General features: G+C 67.0%; 16 protein-coding genes and 1 CRISPR repeat array. Of the genes, 10 read left to right on the top strand and 6 right to left on the bottom strand.

The annotated features are described in order from the left end of the window. Positions 1-2: 2 nt before the first annotated feature. Both C556_RS23640 and C556_RS0117550 read right to left on the bottom strand, forming a co-directional pair. Entirely contained in the window at positions 3-599 is a 597-nt protein-coding gene (locus C556_RS23640; RefSeq protein WP_051083262.1) for an anthranilate synthase component II, read from the bottom strand. Between the two features lie 13 nt (positions 600-612). Further along, positions 613-1,554: a diiron oxygenase gene (locus C556_RS0117550; RefSeq protein ID WP_026263186.1), complete on the bottom strand. Its 942-nt coding sequence runs from the start codon at positions 1,552-1,554 to the stop codon at positions 613-615. An 852-nt stretch (positions 1,555-2,406) separates the two neighbouring features. Here C556_RS0117550 and C556_RS0117545 point away from each other — a divergent pair. Beyond that, complete coding sequence (locus C556_RS0117545; protein ID WP_018749558.1) at positions 2,407-3,282, top strand: hypothetical protein; 876 nt, start codon at positions 2,407-2,409, stop codon at positions 3,280-3,282. A gap of 2 nt (positions 3,283-3,284) precedes the next feature. Then, a complete protein-coding gene (locus C556_RS0117540) occupies positions 3,285-3,584 on the top strand; it encodes a hypothetical protein (RefSeq protein ID WP_040431531.1) in 300 nt (99 codons plus the stop codon). Between the two features lie 105 nt (positions 3,585-3,689). Here the strand turns inward: C556_RS0117540 and C556_RS0117535 are convergent, their stop codons facing one another. Continuing rightward, positions 3,690-3,962, bottom strand: coding sequence for a metal/formaldehyde-sensitive transcriptional repressor (locus tag C556_RS0117535; protein WP_018749556.1), 273 nt, complete (start codon positions 3,960-3,962; stop codon positions 3,690-3,692). 101 nt (positions 3,963-4,063) lie between these two features. Here C556_RS0117535 and C556_RS0117530 point away from each other — a divergent pair, with 101 nt between their 5' ends. Next, positions 4,064-5,137 (top strand): nickel/cobalt efflux transporter, encoded by a 1,074-nt coding sequence (locus C556_RS0117530; RefSeq protein ID WP_018749555.1) that lies wholly within the window; start codon positions 4,064-4,066, stop codon positions 5,135-5,137. 156 nt (positions 5,138-5,293) lie between these two features. On the opposite strand, the gene C556_RS0117525 is transcribed toward C556_RS0117530, so the two are convergent. Continuing rightward, complete coding sequence (locus C556_RS0117525) at positions 5,294-5,671, bottom strand: T6SS amidase immunity protein Tai4 family protein (protein ID WP_157236255.1); 378 nt, start codon at positions 5,669-5,671, stop codon at positions 5,294-5,296. 237 nt (positions 5,672-5,908) lie between these two features. Between C556_RS0117525 and C556_RS0117520 the strand changes: the two genes are divergently transcribed. From C556_RS0117520 to C556_RS0117490, 7 genes are all read left to right on the top strand, one after another. Further along, entirely contained in the window at positions 5,909-6,934 is a 1,026-nt protein-coding gene (locus C556_RS0117520; protein WP_083930663.1) for a LacI family DNA-binding transcriptional regulator, read from the top strand. A gap of 1 nt (position 6,935) precedes the next feature. Further along, positions 6,936-8,411, top strand: coding sequence for a sugar ABC transporter ATP-binding protein (locus C556_RS0117515; RefSeq protein ID WP_026263185.1), 1,476 nt, complete (start codon positions 6,936-6,938; stop codon positions 8,409-8,411). Continuing rightward, on the top strand, positions 8,392-9,387 hold the full coding sequence (locus C556_RS0117510) for an ABC transporter permease (protein WP_018749551.1): 996 nt from the start codon (positions 8,392-8,394) through the stop codon (positions 9,385-9,387). The genes C556_RS0117515 and C556_RS0117510 overlap by 20 nt, the downstream gene beginning before the upstream one ends. A gap of 179 nt (positions 9,388-9,566) precedes the next feature. Beyond that, positions 9,567-10,520 (top strand): substrate-binding domain-containing protein, encoded by a 954-nt coding sequence (locus tag C556_RS0117505; protein ID WP_018749550.1) that lies wholly within the window; start codon positions 9,567-9,569, stop codon positions 10,518-10,520. A 171-nt stretch (positions 10,521-10,691) separates the two neighbouring features. Next, positions 10,692-11,756 carry a sugar phosphate isomerase/epimerase family protein gene (locus tag C556_RS0117500; protein ID WP_018749549.1) on the top strand — a complete coding sequence of 355 codons (1,065 nt, stop codon included), beginning with the start codon at positions 10,692-10,694 and terminating at the stop codon, positions 11,754-11,756. A 97-nt stretch (positions 11,757-11,853) separates the two neighbouring features. Beyond that, on the top strand, positions 11,854-12,996 hold the full coding sequence (locus C556_RS0117495; RefSeq protein WP_018749548.1) for a Gfo/Idh/MocA family protein: 1,143 nt from the start codon (positions 11,854-11,856) through the stop codon (positions 12,994-12,996). Between the two features lie 102 nt (positions 12,997-13,098). Beyond that, a CRISPR array of direct repeats spans positions 13,099-15,326; the repeat unit is 29 nt; unit sequence CTGTTCCCCGCGTGAGCGGGGATGAACCG. A 285-nt stretch (positions 15,327-15,611) separates the two neighbouring features. Further along, entirely contained in the window at positions 15,612-16,031 is a 420-nt protein-coding gene (locus C556_RS0117490) for a VOC family protein (protein WP_018749547.1), read from the top strand. Positions 16,032-16,038: 7 nt separating this feature from the next. On the opposite strand, the gene C556_RS0117485 is transcribed toward C556_RS0117490, so the two are convergent. Both C556_RS0117485 and C556_RS21010 read right to left on the bottom strand, forming a co-directional pair. Then, the gene (locus tag C556_RS0117485; protein ID WP_018749546.1) at positions 16,039-16,665 is read right to left on the bottom strand and encodes an NUDIX hydrolase; all 627 of its coding nucleotides are present in this window, start codon (positions 16,663-16,665) and stop codon (positions 16,039-16,041) included. A gap of 4 nt (positions 16,666-16,669) precedes the next feature. Next, a partial coding sequence (locus tag C556_RS21010; RefSeq protein WP_018749545.1) for a DNA translocase FtsK occupies positions 16,670-17,302 on the bottom strand: 633 nt, incomplete at its 5' end.

The raw sequence follows: 17,302 nt of genomic DNA, 5'->3' as shown, positions 1-17,302 counted from the left end.
TTTCAGGCGTGGCGTGCGTGATGCACGGCGATGTCGCGGAAATTGCGCAGCAGGTCGAGGCCGGCTTCGGTGCAGATCGATTCGGGATGGAACTGGATGCCGTAGAGCGGGCGCTCGGTATGGCGGATGCCGTGGATCATGCCGTCGTCGCCCCAGGCGGTGAGTTCGAACGGCGGCTTGAGCGCCTGCACCACCAGCGAGTGGTAGCGCACCACCGGCAGATCCGGCGGCAGGCCCTTGAACACGCCGTCGTTGTTGTGGCGGATCACGCTGACGCGGCCGTGCACCGGCGTCGGCGCGTGCACCACGTCCATGCCGTGCAGGTGCGCCATGCACTGGTGGCCCAGGCATACTCCGAGCACCGGCACCCGGCTGCGCCGGATCACCTCGGCACTGACACCGACATCCTCGGTGCGCGCCGGCGTGCCCGGCCCGGGCGAGACGATCACGCAGTCGTAGTCGTCCAGGTTTAGGGTGTCCCAATCGGCGGTATTGAGCACCACCCGCGGCTCTTCGCCGCAGACCTCGCCCATGTATTGGTACAGGTTGTAGGTAAACGAATCGAAATTATCGACGATCAGCGTTTTGCACATGGCCATTCCCGGTTCTTGATCAGACGGCGGCATCGAGGGCGGCGGCGGAATCGGCATTCGCCGGATCGGGCACGCCAATCTGCCTGAGCAGCCGATCCAGGCGGATTTTGGTCTTGGCGGTCAATTGATCGTGCAATGCCTGGAATTCGCCCTGGGTCTCGTCGATGATCCGTTCCGTTTCCGCCGGGGAGAATTCGCAGGCGCGCAGGATCTTGCGCTCGAAACTCCGCGATGGATCGGTGCCGAGGAAATCGTCCAGGTAATCGGGCAGCATGGCGGTGAATCGGTCGCGCGTGGCCTGCGGCATATGCGCCCAGCGCGCTTTCATCAAATCGGCGAAATAATTGGAATGGCGTCCTTCGTCGCGCACGTGGTCCATCATCAGCGTGGTGAAGGTCTGCGCCAGGCCCTTGTCGCGGCCCAGGTTGGCGATCTCGTCGGTGAGCACGTTCTCGGCCAGCGTCACCGCCAGCAGCTGGAAGTCGGCGCGCATCGCCTCGGGCAGCGTGGCGCTGGCGCGGGCGGCGGCGTCCAGCTTGTGATTGGACTGGGGCACCTGCAACGGCACGATGCCGCTCCTGGCCTGCATCTGGATGATGTAGTCGAGCGCCACGTGGGCGTGGTAGCCCTCGTCGATGACCACGGTCAGCGCTTGGAGCCGGGCGAATTCGTCGATGCCGGGGATTTCGTGGTGCAGCAGCGCCAGGCTGCACTGGATGACGAACTTGGTCTCCAGCAGGCCCACGCCATAGAGGAACTGGTAGGCGGCCTGCGCCAGGATGAACGCCCGGGTGGCCTGGCCGCGCGCCAGGATCATCGGGTGGTCGCACACCGCGCAGCGCGCCAGCGGGTAGATCAGCTCCTCGTCGGAGTAATCGGGCACGATGATGCGCGGGGTATGGCGCACCGTGGCGCGCTGGTACCAGTGGTTGGTGAGGTCGTTCTGCTCGGCGATCAGCATCGGTTTCTCCTGGCCGGGGGCGTCGCAGCCCATCGGGCAATTCATCGTTGAGGGCACCGCCCGCAATGGTCTTTCCAAAAAAAGGGCCAATTGGGCCGTGGCAATGCCTGAATTGCGTGGCGTATGCGGTGCAAGCTTTTGTTGCAATTGGATGAACGATCGATCAATCAGTGAAATTTGTCGCCGATCAAAAAACGCATTCCGCATCGCTTATAGGCTGTTGCGCCAATCCGCATCGGTCGCCAAAAACTGCGCGAATTAAAAATCGGCCGCCCCGCACGCCGTAACCTGATAAAAATATCAGGTGACAAATGGTGTGCCGGATTCGGTCTGGCGAATTGCCGGCATTCAAGTCAGTATCTTTTTGGATTGGACAATCCGGGGGCTGGCCCATTGGCGGCGATTGGTCAAATGCCGCAATCGGCACGCGATCTGGCGATGGGCGACGAATCAGCCATTTGCCCTGGCGGCAGCGGTGCGCTGCAACGGTCGCTCACGCACGGATGTGGTCGACTGCATGCAAGCGGGGGTCGGCGGCGTGATGCCGAGGCGGTCAATTCTTCCTGTTTGCTGACAAAATAAGCATAAGATTCTGCTTTTTTGCTTATGAAAACTTTCTTGTGAAATTTGGCTTTTGTCATTTTTGCAACAGGATCGATCGGGCGATGCGACCCGGCAGCGCGGAGGACGGCGGATTACGCGCCGCCGGCCACATCGGAGCGCCGCGCCGGCCCGGCGAAACGGTTGTCGGCTGCCCGCCGGGCGCCGCGCGATCCGTCTTGAACATGCAATTGGCATCTTCTACCGTGTGGCGAGGGCCGCGCCGCGGCCCGATCACGACGGGAATCCAGCATGCGCATTGCCACCAGAACCCTCTGCCTGCTGGCGCTGATCCTGCCGCTGACGGCCTGTACGCCCGAAAAGGCCGAGGCGCTGCTGGCGGCGGTGAAGGCGTTCGAGGCCAAATCCAGCGAGGCGCTGGACGCCTACGAGGCGATGTTCCGCGACTACGGCGCGGTGGCCGCCACCTCGCAGGACGAGCTGTTCCAGGGCGCCTACGCGGCGGCGCGGCAGGGACAGGCCGGCAGCTTCGACGACGCCGTGGGCAATGTCGGCGCCCGCGACGGCGTGGGCATCCAGGGCGGCATCGCCCGCGAGTTCGGCGACATCCGCGCCGCCTACGCCGCGCTGGGCAGCGCCTACGACAGCCTGCCGCAGGGCAGCGTGCTGGGCGCGCGCTATGTCTCGTGCGGGCGCAACGCGGTGGCCCGGCTGACCTGGCAACTGGTGAACTTCGCCGACGACGTGAACCAGCAGCCGCTGTACCCGAGCGCGCTGCGCCAGCGCTTCGCCGAGTTCAAGCGCAGCGCCGCCCAGGGCGATCAGGGCCTGGCGCGGCGCGATTTCGACGCGTTCGCCGGCGGCGTCGCCGCCTACGAGGCCCGCCACGCCGCGGCGCAACGCCTGACGCTGGCGGCGGTGGAGCAGGGGCGCCGGCTGGACGCGATGCTGGCGCATTACGACGACGTGTCGCTGTCCAACCTGCTGGGGGCGATCCAGGCCGGCTTCGCCTTCGCCGGCACCCTCAAGGGCGTCGACGCGAGCGCCGCGGCCAGCCGGTTGCAGGCGATGAAGACCGATATGGAAGGCAGCGCCTACTGGCAACGGGTGGGCGCGCTGCCGCTGGCCGACATCGCCGCCTGCGCGGCACCGGGCAAGGAGCAATGAACATGGCCGACGATCAGGATCGCGAATTCGTCCGACTGGCCGAGGCGGCGCTGGACGCGCTCTTCGACCAGTACGCCGCCGCCGGCCCCGCCGAGCGCTGGCAGCTGAAGCCGGCCATCACCAAGGCCACCGAAGAGATGACCCAGGCGCGGCTGGCGCTGTTCAAGGAAGGCGTGCTGACCACGCCCGAGGATCTGGACGCGCTGCGCCAGCTCAAGCGCGATATCGACCACGCGGCCGACGTGCAGGCCGGGGTGCTGGCGGCGGTGAAGCTGGCGGCGATGCTGGGGGTGTTTGCCTGAAGGCATCCGGGGCGGCAGGCGCGGTGCAATGCCGTGCCCGCCACCCCGGTTTTAAGCCCGCGCCAGGCGCGGTTGCGACGGTGCCGCGTGGCGATCCCGTCGCGGTTACTTCAGATACGACTTGATCACCCCCAACGCCACGTCGAGGTCCTGCTGGCGTTGCGCCGGGTCGGCCTCCTTCACCACGTGGTCGGTCAGGTGGCCTTCGATCACCGCCACCATCAGCCCGTTCACCGCGCCGCGGATCGCGGCGATCTGCTGCAACACCGCGCCGCAATCGGTCTCGTCGCACAACTGCTTTTCCAGCGCGGCGGCCTGGCCCTGGATGCGCCGCACCCGCGCCAGCAGTTTGGCCTTGTCCCTGATCGTGTGCGCCATCGGTGATCCATATCAAAGTCCGAATACGGCGGCAGCGTAGCACGCGGATACTGGGGGGTAGTATCATCGGCGGCTTCGTCCCTCCGCTCGGTCACCTCGACATGTACCCGTTCTCCACGTTGTTGCAGCAGGGCAACGCCTGGCTGTTCATCCCCAGCGCCGTGCTGCTGGGCGCGCTGCACGGCCTGGAGCCGGGCCATTCCAAGACCATGATGGCGGCGTTCATCGTGGCGGTGCGCGGCACGGTGGGGCAGGCGGTGCTGCTGGGGCTGGCGGCCACGCTGTCGCACACGGCGGTGGTATGGGCGGTGGCGATGGTGGGCCTGCACCTGGGCCGCAACTGGGACGCGGCCACGGCCGAGCCGTATTTCCAGCTGGCGTCGGGCGTGCTGATCGTCGCCATCGCCTTGTGGATGCTGTGGCGCACCTGGCGCGCGCAACAGGCGGCCGAGGCGGCGCAGGGCGCGGTCGAGCCGGGCCGCATCGATACCGGCCACGGCGTGGTGTGGCTGGAACTGACCGACGACGACGCGCCGCGCTTCCGCCTGCGCCAGCAGGGCAAGCTGGGGCACCACTGGCTGTCGCGCGATGTGACGGTGCGCATCGCGCACCCCGATGGCGAGCACTGGACCTTCGGCTTCGCCTCGCGCATGGGCAGCCTGGAGTCGGCCGAGCCGGTGCCGGCGCCACACGCGTTCGAGGCGACGCTGTCGCTGCGCCATGGCGACCATGCCCACGACTACGCGGTGCGCTTCGTTGCCGGCCGGCGCGGCGCCGAGCCGTTGCGGCAGGCCGAATACCAGGACGCCCACGAGCGCGCACACGCCGAGCAGATCCAGCGCCGCTTCGCGCAGCGCGACGTGACCACCGGCCAGATCGTGCTGTTCGGCCTGACCGGCGGACTGATCCCGTGCCCGGCATCGATCACCGTGCTGCTGCTGTGCCTGCAGCTGAAGCAGCTCACCCTGGGCGCGGCGCTGGTGCTGTGCTTCAGCGTCGGCCTGGCGCTGACCCTGGTGCTGTCGGGCAGCCTGGCCGCGCTCGGCGTGCGGCATGCGTCGCGACGCTGGCAGGGCTTCGGCGACTTGGCGCGCCAGGCGCCGTACCTGTCGGGCGCGCTGATCGTGCTGGTGGGGCTGTGGGTGAGCTACCACGGCGTGGCGGCGCTGGTTTGAGGGGGGATTGCGGAACCCCAGGTCTTGAACCACTGAGGGCGGTGAGGACACGGAGGTTCACGGAGAAAATCCGAAGGCAAGGAAATGAGCAGGTCTGTTGCGGGCCATTTCGTCGCAACCCAGCCGTCGCCGAATGGCAGCTTGTCCAGCGGCGTGCTACTCCATCTCGGCCCCGATGAACTTGTCCTGCTGGATGATCAGCTTGCTGTATGCGGGGGCTTCGTAGGCGTCGAGGCAGCGCATCAGGTTGCTGGTTTTCCCTGTTGCCTGCATGACCTTTTTATCTTCCGGAATGACCTTGTTGAAATAGCTGCGGATATTGCGGTATGCCGGCTCCGCGTGCTCGCCCAACTGGAAATAGCCCCCCCGCGCATACCCGGCCTCGTCTTCGGTTTCTGATTTTTGGAACGTGCCCAGGCAATACGCCATCCCCCATTTCTTGAGAGTGAGGCGCGCGTTGTCGATGTTGATGTCTTCGGCAGCATGGCCAATAAGGGGCAGCGCCAACAGCAGCCCAACGATGTACTTGTTCACTTCAACTGCCAATACAGGATTTCGGTGGTCGTGATACCCGTTTGATCTTGAACGAAATAGCAGTGATCACCGCAATCTCCGCCGTTCTCGGCATCCTCCGTGGTTCAGGGTTGGGGGCTCTCCCCCGCAGCATCCCGTTAGCACCGATTTCGTAGTGCGTCGCAGCAAACTACATTTTTCTTGATTAATCGCAAAAACGTATCCACGATGTAATCGATTACATTTTTGGTGCGAGCGATGCCTCGATCCGGTACGGCCCCTGGGGAGGCCGGGAATGTCTCGATTTCCGCGGTGGCGCGGCAGGCCGGGGTGTCGGTGGCCACGGTGTCGCGGGTGCTCAACGGCCAGGCGGTGGTCAAGGCCGAGACGCGCGACAAGGTGATGGCGGCGGTGGATGCGCTGGGCTACCGGATGAACCACCTGGCGCGCAACCTGCGCACGGCGGCCAGCCGGCTGCTGCTGACCATGGTGCCGGACGTGGGCAACCCGTTCTATGCCGAGATCGTGCGCGGCATCGACAGCGTGGCGCGGCAGCAGGGTTACTTCGTGCTGTTGTGCGACACCGGCGCCGACCCGGGGCGCGAGCGCAGCTATTTCGACCTGTTGCGCACCCGGCGCGCCGACGGCGCCATCTGCCTGGACCCGGACACGGTGCAGCAGGCGCTGGCCGAGGAAGCGGCGCCGTTGCCGTGGGTGGCGTGCTGCGAATTCGACCCCGAGGCGGCAGTGCCCTACGTGGGCATCGACAACCGCGCCGCCGCGCGCGAGGCGGTGCAGCACCTGCTGGCGCGGGGCCATCACCGCATTGCGCTGATCAATTCGGACGAGCGTTTTCTCTACGCCCGCCAGCGGCGCCAGGGCTATCGCGATGCGCTGACCGACGCCGGGCTGCGGCTGCACCCGGAATGGCAGGTCAATGTGCGGAGCCTGGATTTCGCCGCCGGGGCCGAGGCGGCGGCGTGGCTGATGGCGCTGCCGGAGCCGCCCAGCGCCATCTTCGCGGTATCGGACACGCTGGCCATCGGCGTGCTGCGCGGCCTGCGCGACGCCGGGCGCCGCGTGCCGGACGACGTGGCGGTGATCGGCTTCGACGACATCGCCCTGGCGGCGCAGGTCGATCCGCCGCTGACCACGGTGGCCCAGCCGATGCGCGAGCTGGGCGAGACGGCGGCCCGCCTGCTGTTGCAGCGGCTGGCCGAGCCGGGGGTCGCGGTGCCGGGCATGTTGCTGCCGCACCGGCTGATCTGTAGAGCGAGCGCTTGAAATGAGCTTATCAATTCAGTTCGACCAGGTGACCAAGGACTTCGGCGCGGTGCGCGTGTTGCACGGGGTGAGCTTCGAGCTGGCGCCGGGCCGGGTGTATGGGCTGCTGGGCGAGAACGGCGCCGGCAAATCCACGCTGATGAAGATCCTGGCCGGCTACGAGCGCGCCAGCGGCGGCGAGGTGCGCATCGACGGCACGGCGCGGCGCTTCGACGATTCGCGCCAGGCCGAGGCGGCCGGCGTCGTGCTGATCCACCAGGAATTCAATCTGGCCGAGCACCTGACCATCGCCCAGAACATCTTCCTCGGCCACGAGTGCAGGAAGGGCTGGCTGCTGGACGACGCGGCGATGCGCGCCGAGGCCGCGCGCGTGTTGCAGCTGGTGGGGCTGGCGGCCGACCCCGATACGCCGGTGCGCCGGCTGATCGTCGCCGAGAAGCAGCTGGTGGAGATCGCCAAGGCGCTGTCGCGCCGCGCGCGGCTGCTGATCATGGACGAGCCCACCGCCACGCTGACGCCGGGCGAGACGCAGCGGCTGTTCGCGCTGATCGCGCGGCTGAAGGAAGAGGGCGCCACCATCGTCTACATCTCGCACAAGCTGGACGAGGTGGAGCGGGTGACCGACGAGGTGGTGGTGATGCGCGACGGCCGCTTCGTCGCCCGTGCCGCCACCGCCGAGGTGGATCGGCGGCGGATGGCCAATCTGATGGTCGGGCGCGAGCTGTCCGACATGTTTCCCGACAAGGAACCGCCGCCGGCGGACGCGCCGTGCGCGCTCAAGGTCAGCGGCCTGAGCGTGCCGGGCTGGGCCGAGCAGCTGGATTTCGAGGTGCGCGAAGGCGAGATCCTGGGCTTTGCCGGGCTGGTGGGCGCCGGCCGCACCGAGGCGTTCGAGGCGCTGATCGGCCTGCGCCCACGCAGCGCCGGGCAGGTCGAGCTGGGCGGGCGCCCGGTCGCCTTGCGCAACCCGCGCCAGGCGATGAAGCACGGCATCACCTACCTGAGCGAGGACCGCAAGGGCAAGGGGCTGCACGTCGACCTCAGCCTGCGCGACAACCTGACGCTGATGGTGCTGCGACCGTGGCTGCGGCTGGACCAGGAGCGCGACGCGCTGGTGCACGCGGTGCGCGAGTTCGGCATCCGCACCGGCGACCTGGCGGCGCGGGCGCGCATGTTGTCCGGCGGCAACCAGCAGAAGCTGGCGCTGGCCAAGTTCCTGCATCCCGATCCGCGGGTGGTGGTGCTGGACGAGCCCACGCGCGGCGTCGACGTGGGCGCCAAGCGCGACATCTATTTTCTGATCCGCCGGCTGGCGGCCGAGGGCCGCGCCGTGATCGTGATCTCCAGCGAACTGATCGAACTGATCGGCCTGTGCCACCGCGTGGCGGTGATGCGCGCCGGCCGGCTACAGGCCACGCTCGGCCTGGACCACCTGACCGAAGAGGAACTGATCGCCCATGCAACCGGAACCCGTTGAATCGCCCACCGTGTCGCGCAAGTGGCGCAGCGTGCTCGGCGGCCTGGGCCCCATCCTGGGCCTGGTGGCGCTGTGCATCGTGGGCACTGCGCTCAACCCGGACTTCGCCACCGTGGACAACCTGATGAACGTGCTCACCCGCACCGCCTTCATCGGCATCATCGCGGTGGGTATGACCTTCGTCATCATGTCCGGCGGCATCGATCTATCGGTGGGGTCGATGGCCGCGCTGATCGCCGGCAGCATGATCCTGTTCATGAACGGCCTGGCCGGTGGCGGCCACGCGCCGCTGCTGGTGGTGGCGCTGGGCATGGGGCTGGCGCTGGTGCTGGGCCTGGCGTTCGGCTGTGCCCACGGCCTGCTGATCACCAAGGGCCGGGTCGAGCCCTTCATCGTCACCCTGGGCACGCTGGGGATCTTCCGCGCCTTCCTCACCTGGTTCGCCGACGGCGGCGCACTGACCCTGGACGGCGCGCTGTCCGACCTTTACAGCCCCGTCTACTACGCCAGCCTGCTGGGCGTGCCGATCCCCGTATGGATCTTCGCCGCCGTGGCCGTCATCGGCAGCGTGCTGCTCAACCGCACCGCCTTCGGCCGCCACGTGCAGGCCATCGGCTCCAACGAGCAGGTGGCGCGCTACGCCGCGATCCGCGTCGACCTGGTGAAGATCCTGACCTACATGCTGCTGGGCCTGTGCGTCGGCATCGCCACCCTGCTGTACGTACCGCGCCTGGGCTCGGCCTCGCCGACCACCGGCCTGCTGTGGGAACTGGAAGCCATCGCCGCCGTGGTGGTCGGCGGCACCGCGCTCAAGGGCGGCGAGGGACGGCTGGTCGGCACCGTGGTCGGCGCCATCCTGCTGTCGGTGATCAGCAACATCCTCAACCTCACCAGCATCATCAGCGTGTACCTGAACGCCGCGGTGCAAGGCGGCGTGATCATCGTCGTGGCCTTCATGCAGCGGGGCAGGCGGTGAACTGGAGGTGAGGGGTGAGGAGTGAGGAGTGAGGAGTGAGGGGTGAGGTGTAAACCCCGCAGCGCCAGCGTGGTTGCAGTTGCCTTTGACGTTACCCCTCACTCCTCACCCCTCACTCCTCACACAAGAAACACACCCACGGGCGGGGGTTGGGCTGCCCAATCAATGGAGACGACACCATGAAAAGCTTGATTCGCGCAGTGGGGGCCGGCGTGCTGGCTCTGTCGGCCTGCACCGCGTTCGCCGCGGAAAAGGTCACCCTGGGCGTGGCGATTCCCACCGCCACCCACGGCTTCACCGGCGGCATCGTCTGGTGGGCCAACCAGGCCAGGCAGGAGCTGGAAAAAGCGCATCCGGACCTGAAGATCATCGTCAAGACCGCCGGCTCCGCGCCGGAGCAGGCCAACCAGTTGCAAGACCTGCTGACCGTCAATAAGATCAACGCGCTGGTGATCTTTCCGTTCGAATCGGCATCGCTGACCAAGCCGGTGGCGCAGGTGAAGGGCAAGGGCGTCTACGTCACCGTGGTCGATCGCGGCCTGACCGACACCAGCGCGCAGGATGCCTACGTGGCCGGCGACAACACCGCCTTCGGCAAGCTGCCCGCCGAATACCTGGCCAAGCGCCTGGGCGGCAAGGGCAATATCGTGATGCTGCGCGGCATTCCCACCACCTTGGACAACGAGCGCTACAACGCCTTCATGGGCGTGATGAAGCAATACCCGGACATCAAGGTGCTCGATGCCAAGTACGGCAACTGGAACCGCGACGACGCCTTCAAGGTGACGCAGGACTACCTCACCCGCTTCAAGCACATCGACGCCGTGTGGGCGGCCGACGACGACATGGCGGTGGGCGTGCTCAAGGCCATCGACCAGGCCAAGCGCACCGACATCAAGGAAGTGTTCGGCGGCGCCGGCGCCAAGGGCATGGTCAAGACCATCCTCGACGGCAAGGACAAGCGCATCCAGGCCGACGTGTCGTACTCGCCCAAGTTCATCTACGACGCGATCAAGCTCACCGCCGAAGCCCGGCTGAAGGGCGCCAAACTGCCGGCGACCACCATCATCCCGTCGGTGCTGATCACCAAGGAAAACGCCAGGCAGTTCTACTTCCCGGATTCGCCGTTCTGAGCGCGCTTCGCGCTTTGCGCTTCGCGAGTGAGGAGTGAGGGGTGAGGTGTGAGGGGTAACGTCAAAAGCAACGGCAACCGCGCTGGTGCTGGGGGGTTTACACCTCACCCCTCACACCTCACTCCTCACATGTTTTACCCCTCACCCCTCACTCCTCACAGGAGTTAAGACATGCAAACCATCAAGGGACCGGCGATCTTCCTGGCGCAGTTCGTGGGCGAGGCGGCGCCGTTCGATACGCTGGACGGCTTGGCGGGATGGGCGGCGGGGCTGGGCTTCCGGGGCATCCAGATTCCCACCAACGACCCGCGGCTGTTCGACGTGGCGCTGGCCGCGCAAAGCCAGGACTACTGCGACGAGATCGCCGGCCGCGTCGCCGCGCACGGCCTGGCGATCACCGAGTTGTCCACCCACCTGCAAGGGCAGCTGGTGGCGGTGCATCCGGCCTACGACGCGCTGTTCGACGGCTTTGCCGCCCCCGAGGTGCGCGGCAACCCCGCCGCGCGCACCGAGTGGGCGATCGGCCAGGTGACCGCCGCCGCGCAAGCCTCGCGCCGGCTGGGGCTGACCGCGCACGTCACTTTCTCCGGCGCGCTGGCGTGGCCGTACCTGTACCCGTGGCCGCAGCGCCCGGCCGGGCTGGTCGAGGCCGCCTTCGCCGAACTGGCCCGCCGCTGGCGACCGATCCTGGAGGCCTTCGACGCCGCCGGCGTCGATCTCTGCTACGAACTGCATCCCGGCGAGGACCTGCACGACGGCGTCACCTTCGAGCGCTTCCTTGCCGCGGTGGACGATCACCCGCGCGCCTGCATCCTCTACGACCCCAGCCACTTCGTGCTGCAACAGCTGGATTACCTGGCGTTCATCGACCGCTACCACGCCCGCATCAAAGCCTTCCACGTGAAGGACGCCGAATTCCGCCCCGACGGTCGCCAGGGCGTCTACGGCGGTTACAGCGGCTGGGCCGAGCGCGCCGGGCGTTTCCGCTCGCTGGGCGACGGCCAGATCGACTTCGGCGCCATCTTCTCCAGGATGGCGCAGTACGACTTCCCCGGCTGGGCGGTGCTGGAATGGGAGTGCGCGCTCAAGCACCCGCAGGATGGCGCCGCGGAAGGCGCGGACTTCATCCGCCGCCACATCATCCGCGTGGCCGGGCGCGCCTTCGACGACTTCGCCGGCAGCGGCGTCGATACCGGACAACTGAACGCCTTGCTCGGGCTGGCGGCCAAGGGCTGACGCGACGGGCTGGGCGCGACCGCATCGGGCCGCCGTGATCGGCACGCGTCGCCGCCGGCCCCGGCCGGGGCCATTTCATCTTTACCGGAGAACCGACATGAACCGACGTTTGCGCATGGGCATGGTCGGCGGCGGGCAGGGCGCCTTCATCGGCGCGGTGCACCGGCTGGCCGCGCGGTTGGACGACTGCTACGAACTGGTCGCGGGCGCCTTGTCGTCCGACCCCACGCGCGCCGCCGCCAGCGCCGCCGAACTGCGGCTGGACCCGACCCGCAGCTATGGCGACTACCGCGACATGGCCCGCGCCGAGGCCGCGCGCGCCGACGGCATCGACGTGGTCGCCATCGTCACCCCCAACCACCTGCACGCCCCCGTGGCCACCGCCTTCCTCGAAGCGGGCATCCATGTCATCTGCGACAAGCCGCTGGCCGTCTCGCTGGCCGAAGGCCAGGCCCTGGCCGCGCTGGCGCGGCGCAAGCAGCGCCTCTTCGCACTGACCCACACCTATTCCGGCTACCCCATGGTGCGCCACGCCCGCGAACTGATCGCGCGTGGCGAACTGGGCGACATCCGTTACGTGCACGTCGAATACCTGCAAGACTGGCTCGCCTCCCCGGTGGAGCAATCGGGCAACAAGCAGGCCGGCTGGCGCACCGACCCCGCCCTGGCCGGCCCCGCCGGCTGCCTGGGCGACATCGGCACCCACGCTTGGCAGCTCGCCGCGTTCGTCACCGGCCTGACCCCCAGCGAACTCGCCGCCGACGTCCACACCTTCGTCCCCGGCCGCCGGGTGGACGACCACGTCCAGGCCATGCTGCGCTACGCCAACGGCGCGCGCGGCCTGCTGGTCGCCAGCCAGATCGCCAGCGGCGAGGAGAACGCCCTCAACCTGCGCGTGCACGGCACCCGCGCCGGCCTGCGCTTCAGCCAGGAATCGCCCAACGAACTGTGGTTCACCCCGCAAGGCGGCGAAACCACCCGCCTGACCCGAGGCCGCATCGACAGCCCCGCCGCCGCCCACGCCACCCGCATCCCCCCCGGCCACCCCGAGGGCTACCTCGAAGCCTTCGCCCAGTTGTATCGGGATGCGGCATTGCAGATCGTCGCCCAACAGACCAACACCCCGGCGCCCCCCGAATCGCTGATGCTGACGACGGTGGACGACGGGGTGGCGGGGTTGCGGTTCATCGAGGCGATGCTGGAGAGCCAGGCAAGGCAGGGGGCTTGGGTCGGGGTGTAGCGGTGGTGCAGCGGCCCGGCGCGTGGTTGGGAAAGTACTTGTAAGGTTGGTGGCTTTTGCCTGCGCGGATTTCGATTGAGGAATCAGTGTGTTGTAATTGGAGTGTTCCCCGCGTGAGCGGGGATGAACCGCCAAAAATGGACTCCAGTCGCAGACTGATCGCGTGTTCCCCGCGTGAGCGGGGATGAACCGCAGCTCGGCAACGCGCCGTGCGGTGCTCTCTCGTGTTCCCCGCGTGAGCGGGGATGAACCGCGATATAGCCGGGGGGCATCCACTCACTCCGACTGTTCCCCGCGTGAGCGGGGATGAACCGACCGATCCGGCGGCGGCCCTGACATGGCCGCTCTGTTCCCCGCGTGAGCGGGGATGAACCGGCCCCGAGATCGGTGGTGAGCACGTCGAGCAGCTGTTCCCCGCGTGAGCGGGGATGAACCGAAAGGGGCCGCGAGGCCCCTTTCTTCTTTGGTCTGTTCCCCGCGTGAGCGGGGATGAACCGGTTGGCACGGGCAGGAACCAGTCCAAACAGGTCCTGTTCCCCGCGTGAGCGGGGATGAACCGATCTATATTGGCCTGATGGCCGTGATGCCAATCTGTTCCCCGCGTGAGCGGGGATGAACCGCTTGTTTGAAATCAGAAGTTAAATATTCATATCTGTTCCCCGCGTGAGCGGGGATGAACCGCGCCTTTCTTTGTCTTTCTTTATCGCCAGTTTCTGTTCCCCGCGTGAGCGGGGATGAACCGTCGTTGATGGCAGCGTTGAACCGACTAAGAACCTGTTCCCCGCGTGAGCGGGGATGAACCGCGCCTTTCTTTGTCTTTCTTTATCGCCAGTTTCTGTTCCCCGCGTGAGCGGGGATGAACCGTCGTTGATGGCAGCGTTGAACCGACTAAGAACCTGTTCCCCGCGTGAGCGGGGATGAACCGAGCTAATCCCACCGTCAATAACTCCTTTTACCCTGTTCCCCGCGTGAGCGGGGATGAACCGATTGACACTCCAGTCATAGCGCTTAATAGAGCCTGTTCCCCGCGTGAGCGGGGATGAACCGGTATTGTGGAACCTATCGGTGTCGCCGTTGAACTGTTCCCCGCGTGAGCGGGGATGAACCGGCAGAGTTACGCGCCGTCGAGCAGACCGGCCTCTGTTCCCCGCGTGAGCGGGGATGAACCGAAATCCGGCGGTCTATTGTCTCTCTTAGCGCACTGTTCCCCGCGTGAGCGGGGATGAACCTGCCGATGCTGGCCGAGGACGTGGTGATCCAGACTGTTCCCCGCGTGAGCGGGGATGAACCGCACTTTCCTGTTCGGGCGCCAGGGAACAAGGTCTGTTCCCCGCGTGAGCGGGGATGAACCGTTATTTGATAAATACAAGTCGGCCACGCTGCACTGTTCCCCGCGTGAGCGGGGATGAACCGGCCAGCCAAGGGCCGGCCGTGGCATCTCTGGGCTGTTCCCCGCGTGAGCGGGGATGAACCGGAGGCATAAGCATGGCGATTACGTGTTCAGCCCTGTTCCCCGCGTGAGCGGGGATGAACCGATGAGGGGCGGCCTGTTTACTACTTTGGCATCCTGTTCCCCGCGTGAGCGGGGATGAACCGGCCACCGGCCAGCTCCAGGGCGGCCTGGCCGACTGTTCCCCGCGTGAGCGGGGATGAACCGACCTCTTGCACCTTGAGCGTGCTGGCTTCGCCCTGTTCCCCGCGTGAGCGGGGATGAACCGCAGCAGTTCCACCATCAGTTCCCGCGCGCGAAGCTGTTCCCCGCGTGAGCGGGGATGAACCGGCGCCACCCAGCAGGCGCGCCTTCAACTGGAACTGTTCCCCGCGTGAGCGGGGATGAACCGCACTGCGGGCGTTAAACCTGATGACATCTTCGCTGTTCCCCGCGTGAGCGGGGATGAACCGGCATGGGGGTGGGCGGGATGTTGAACACACGTCTGTTCCCCGCGTGAGCGGGGATGAACCGGTCTCCAGAGGGGATCATTCCACCGGCTCGATCTGTTCCCCGCGTGAGCGGGGATGAACCGATCGACCGCATCGCCCGATCCCTATCCGACCTCTGTTCCCCGCGTGAGCGGGGATGAACCGACTTCGCTGTTCATAGTCTTTCGTGCGCCGGTCTGTTCCCCGCGTGAGCGGGGATGAACCGCAGCGTGGCTACAACTTCGCGGTGGAAACGGCCTGTTCCCCGCGTGAGCGGGGATGAACCGCAACGGTGAGACGTTACCGCTGTCGAGACTGCGCTGTTCCCCGCGTGAGCGGGGATGAACCGGGGCATCCTGCGGTCGCGGTGACCTGCGCCGACTGTTCCCCGCGTGAGCGGGGATGAACTGCGGTCCTTGTCGAATCCCTGAACTGCCCCGCCCTGTTCCCCCGCGAAAGCTGGCATGAACCGATCTGTGCGATGTATCGCCCACGTTTCCTGCGAAAGATCGATCCTGGTATGACGTCCAGCAGCCATCGTGGCAATATCGAACGTTCGTTCTGAATGCGGTCAACAAACCCTCTTGTCACGCCACGCAGGTGGATCGGCTCCGCTGATCACCTGGTCCTGCCTGCGTTCCGCGTTTCTTGTGGGTGACTTTGTTGGCATTCTTGATTTCCGTTTTGGAGAAGCCATGCAGCCACGCCTGAATCTGATTTTGCTCGGGGTCGACGATATCGCGCGCAGCGCGGCTTTTTATGCGGCGTTGGGCTGGCGGGCGGCGCCGAGTTCGCACGCGGGGTTTATCAAGATCGACCTCGGGGGCGTGGTGCTGGGGCTGATTTCGCGGCGCGATCTGGCTGCTGATGCCGGCGAGGTGGCGTCGCTGCCGTCCCAGGCCGCGCACAGCGCGCTGGTGTATCTGGCCCGCCGGCCGGAGGAGGTGGCCGAGGCGCTGGCGCTGGTGGTGAAGCACGGCGGTACGCTGGTCAAGCCGGCGACGCAGACGGCGTGGGGTGTCGCGGGTTATTTCCGCGATCTGGACGGGCATCTGTTCGAGGTGTGCTACGAGGACGGCTGGGTGTTCGACGAAGCGGGGCGCTTGCTGGTCTGAGCCGCTCTCAGTCGAACCGCGCCGCCAGTGCGCCGGATGCCACCTGTTCGCACAGCATCCGGATCTGCGTCGGCAGGATGCGGTGGGTGGAAAGCGGCGGCAGGTCGTCGGCGGGGTGGTAGGCGGCGTCGGTGGTTTCGCTGGTCTGGCGCAGCAGCGCGCCGCCGCGGACATCGCACAGGAAAAACGCCTTGAGCGCGTGCGGCAGTTGCGGCGGATGCGGGTGCTTGTGTTTGTCGAGCAGCGCCAGCAGCCGCGTCGCGACGACTTCCAGCCCGGTTTCCTCGCGCACTTCGCGCACCACGGCGTCGGCGGGGGATTCGCCGATGTCGCACCAGCCGCCGGGCAGGGTCCACAGGCCGTCGCTGGCTTCGCGCACCAGCAGCACGTTTTGCTCCCGATCCAGGATCAGCGCGCGCACGTCCAGCTTGGGCGTGGGGTAGTGGCGGTCCAGGTCGATCCAGTCGCGGATGCGCGCCGGCGGCTCGCCGCTGCCGTCGGCCAGCAGGGCGGCGGTGGCGTCGCGCAGGGCGGTGAAGCGCTCGATGTCGAAGCGATCCCGCGAATAGGTCAGGCCGGCCTGGGCGGTGGCGAGCACCGTTTCCAGGTAGCGGGTCAGCGCGGCGGCGTCCATTGCGCTATTTGCCGGCCGGTACCAGCACGGTGCGGTTGCCGTTGCTTTCCATCGCGCTGACCAGGCCGGCGGCTTCCATCTGCTCGATCAGCCGCGCGGCGCGGTTGTAGCCGATGCGCAGCTGGCGCTGCACCGACGAGATCGAAGCGCGGCGGCTTTTCACCACGAAGGCGACGGCTTCGTCGTACAGCGGATCGGCCTCGGCGTCCTGCTCGGCGCCGCCGGTGAGGTTGGCCGCGGCGGCCTCGGCCTCGAAGCCGCCGCTCAGCACGCCGTCCACGTAGTCGGGCTCGCCGAACTGCTTGAGGTATTCCACCACGCGGTGCACTTCGTCGTCGGTACAGAACGCGCCGTGCACCCGCTGCGGATAGCCGGTGCCCGGCGGCAGGAACAGCATGTCGCCCTGGCCCAGCAGCGCCTCGGCGCCCATCTGGTCCAGGATGGTGCGGCTGTCCACCTTGCTCGATACCTGGAACGCGATCCGCGTCGGGATGTTGGCCTTGATCAGGCCGGTGATCACGTCCACCGACGGCCGCTGGGTGGCCAGGATCAGGTGGATGCCGGCGGCGCGCGCCTTCTGCGCCAGCCGCGCGATCAGCTCCTCGATCTTCTTGCCGGCCACCATCATCAGGTCGGC

The sequence above is a fragment of the Chitiniphilus shinanonensis DSM 23277 genome (assembly GCF_000374805.1).
GTDB lineage: Bacteria > Pseudomonadota > Gammaproteobacteria > Burkholderiales > Chitinibacteraceae > Chitiniphilus > Chitiniphilus shinanonensis.
This window is presented reverse-complemented; position numbering and strand designations above follow the sequence as displayed.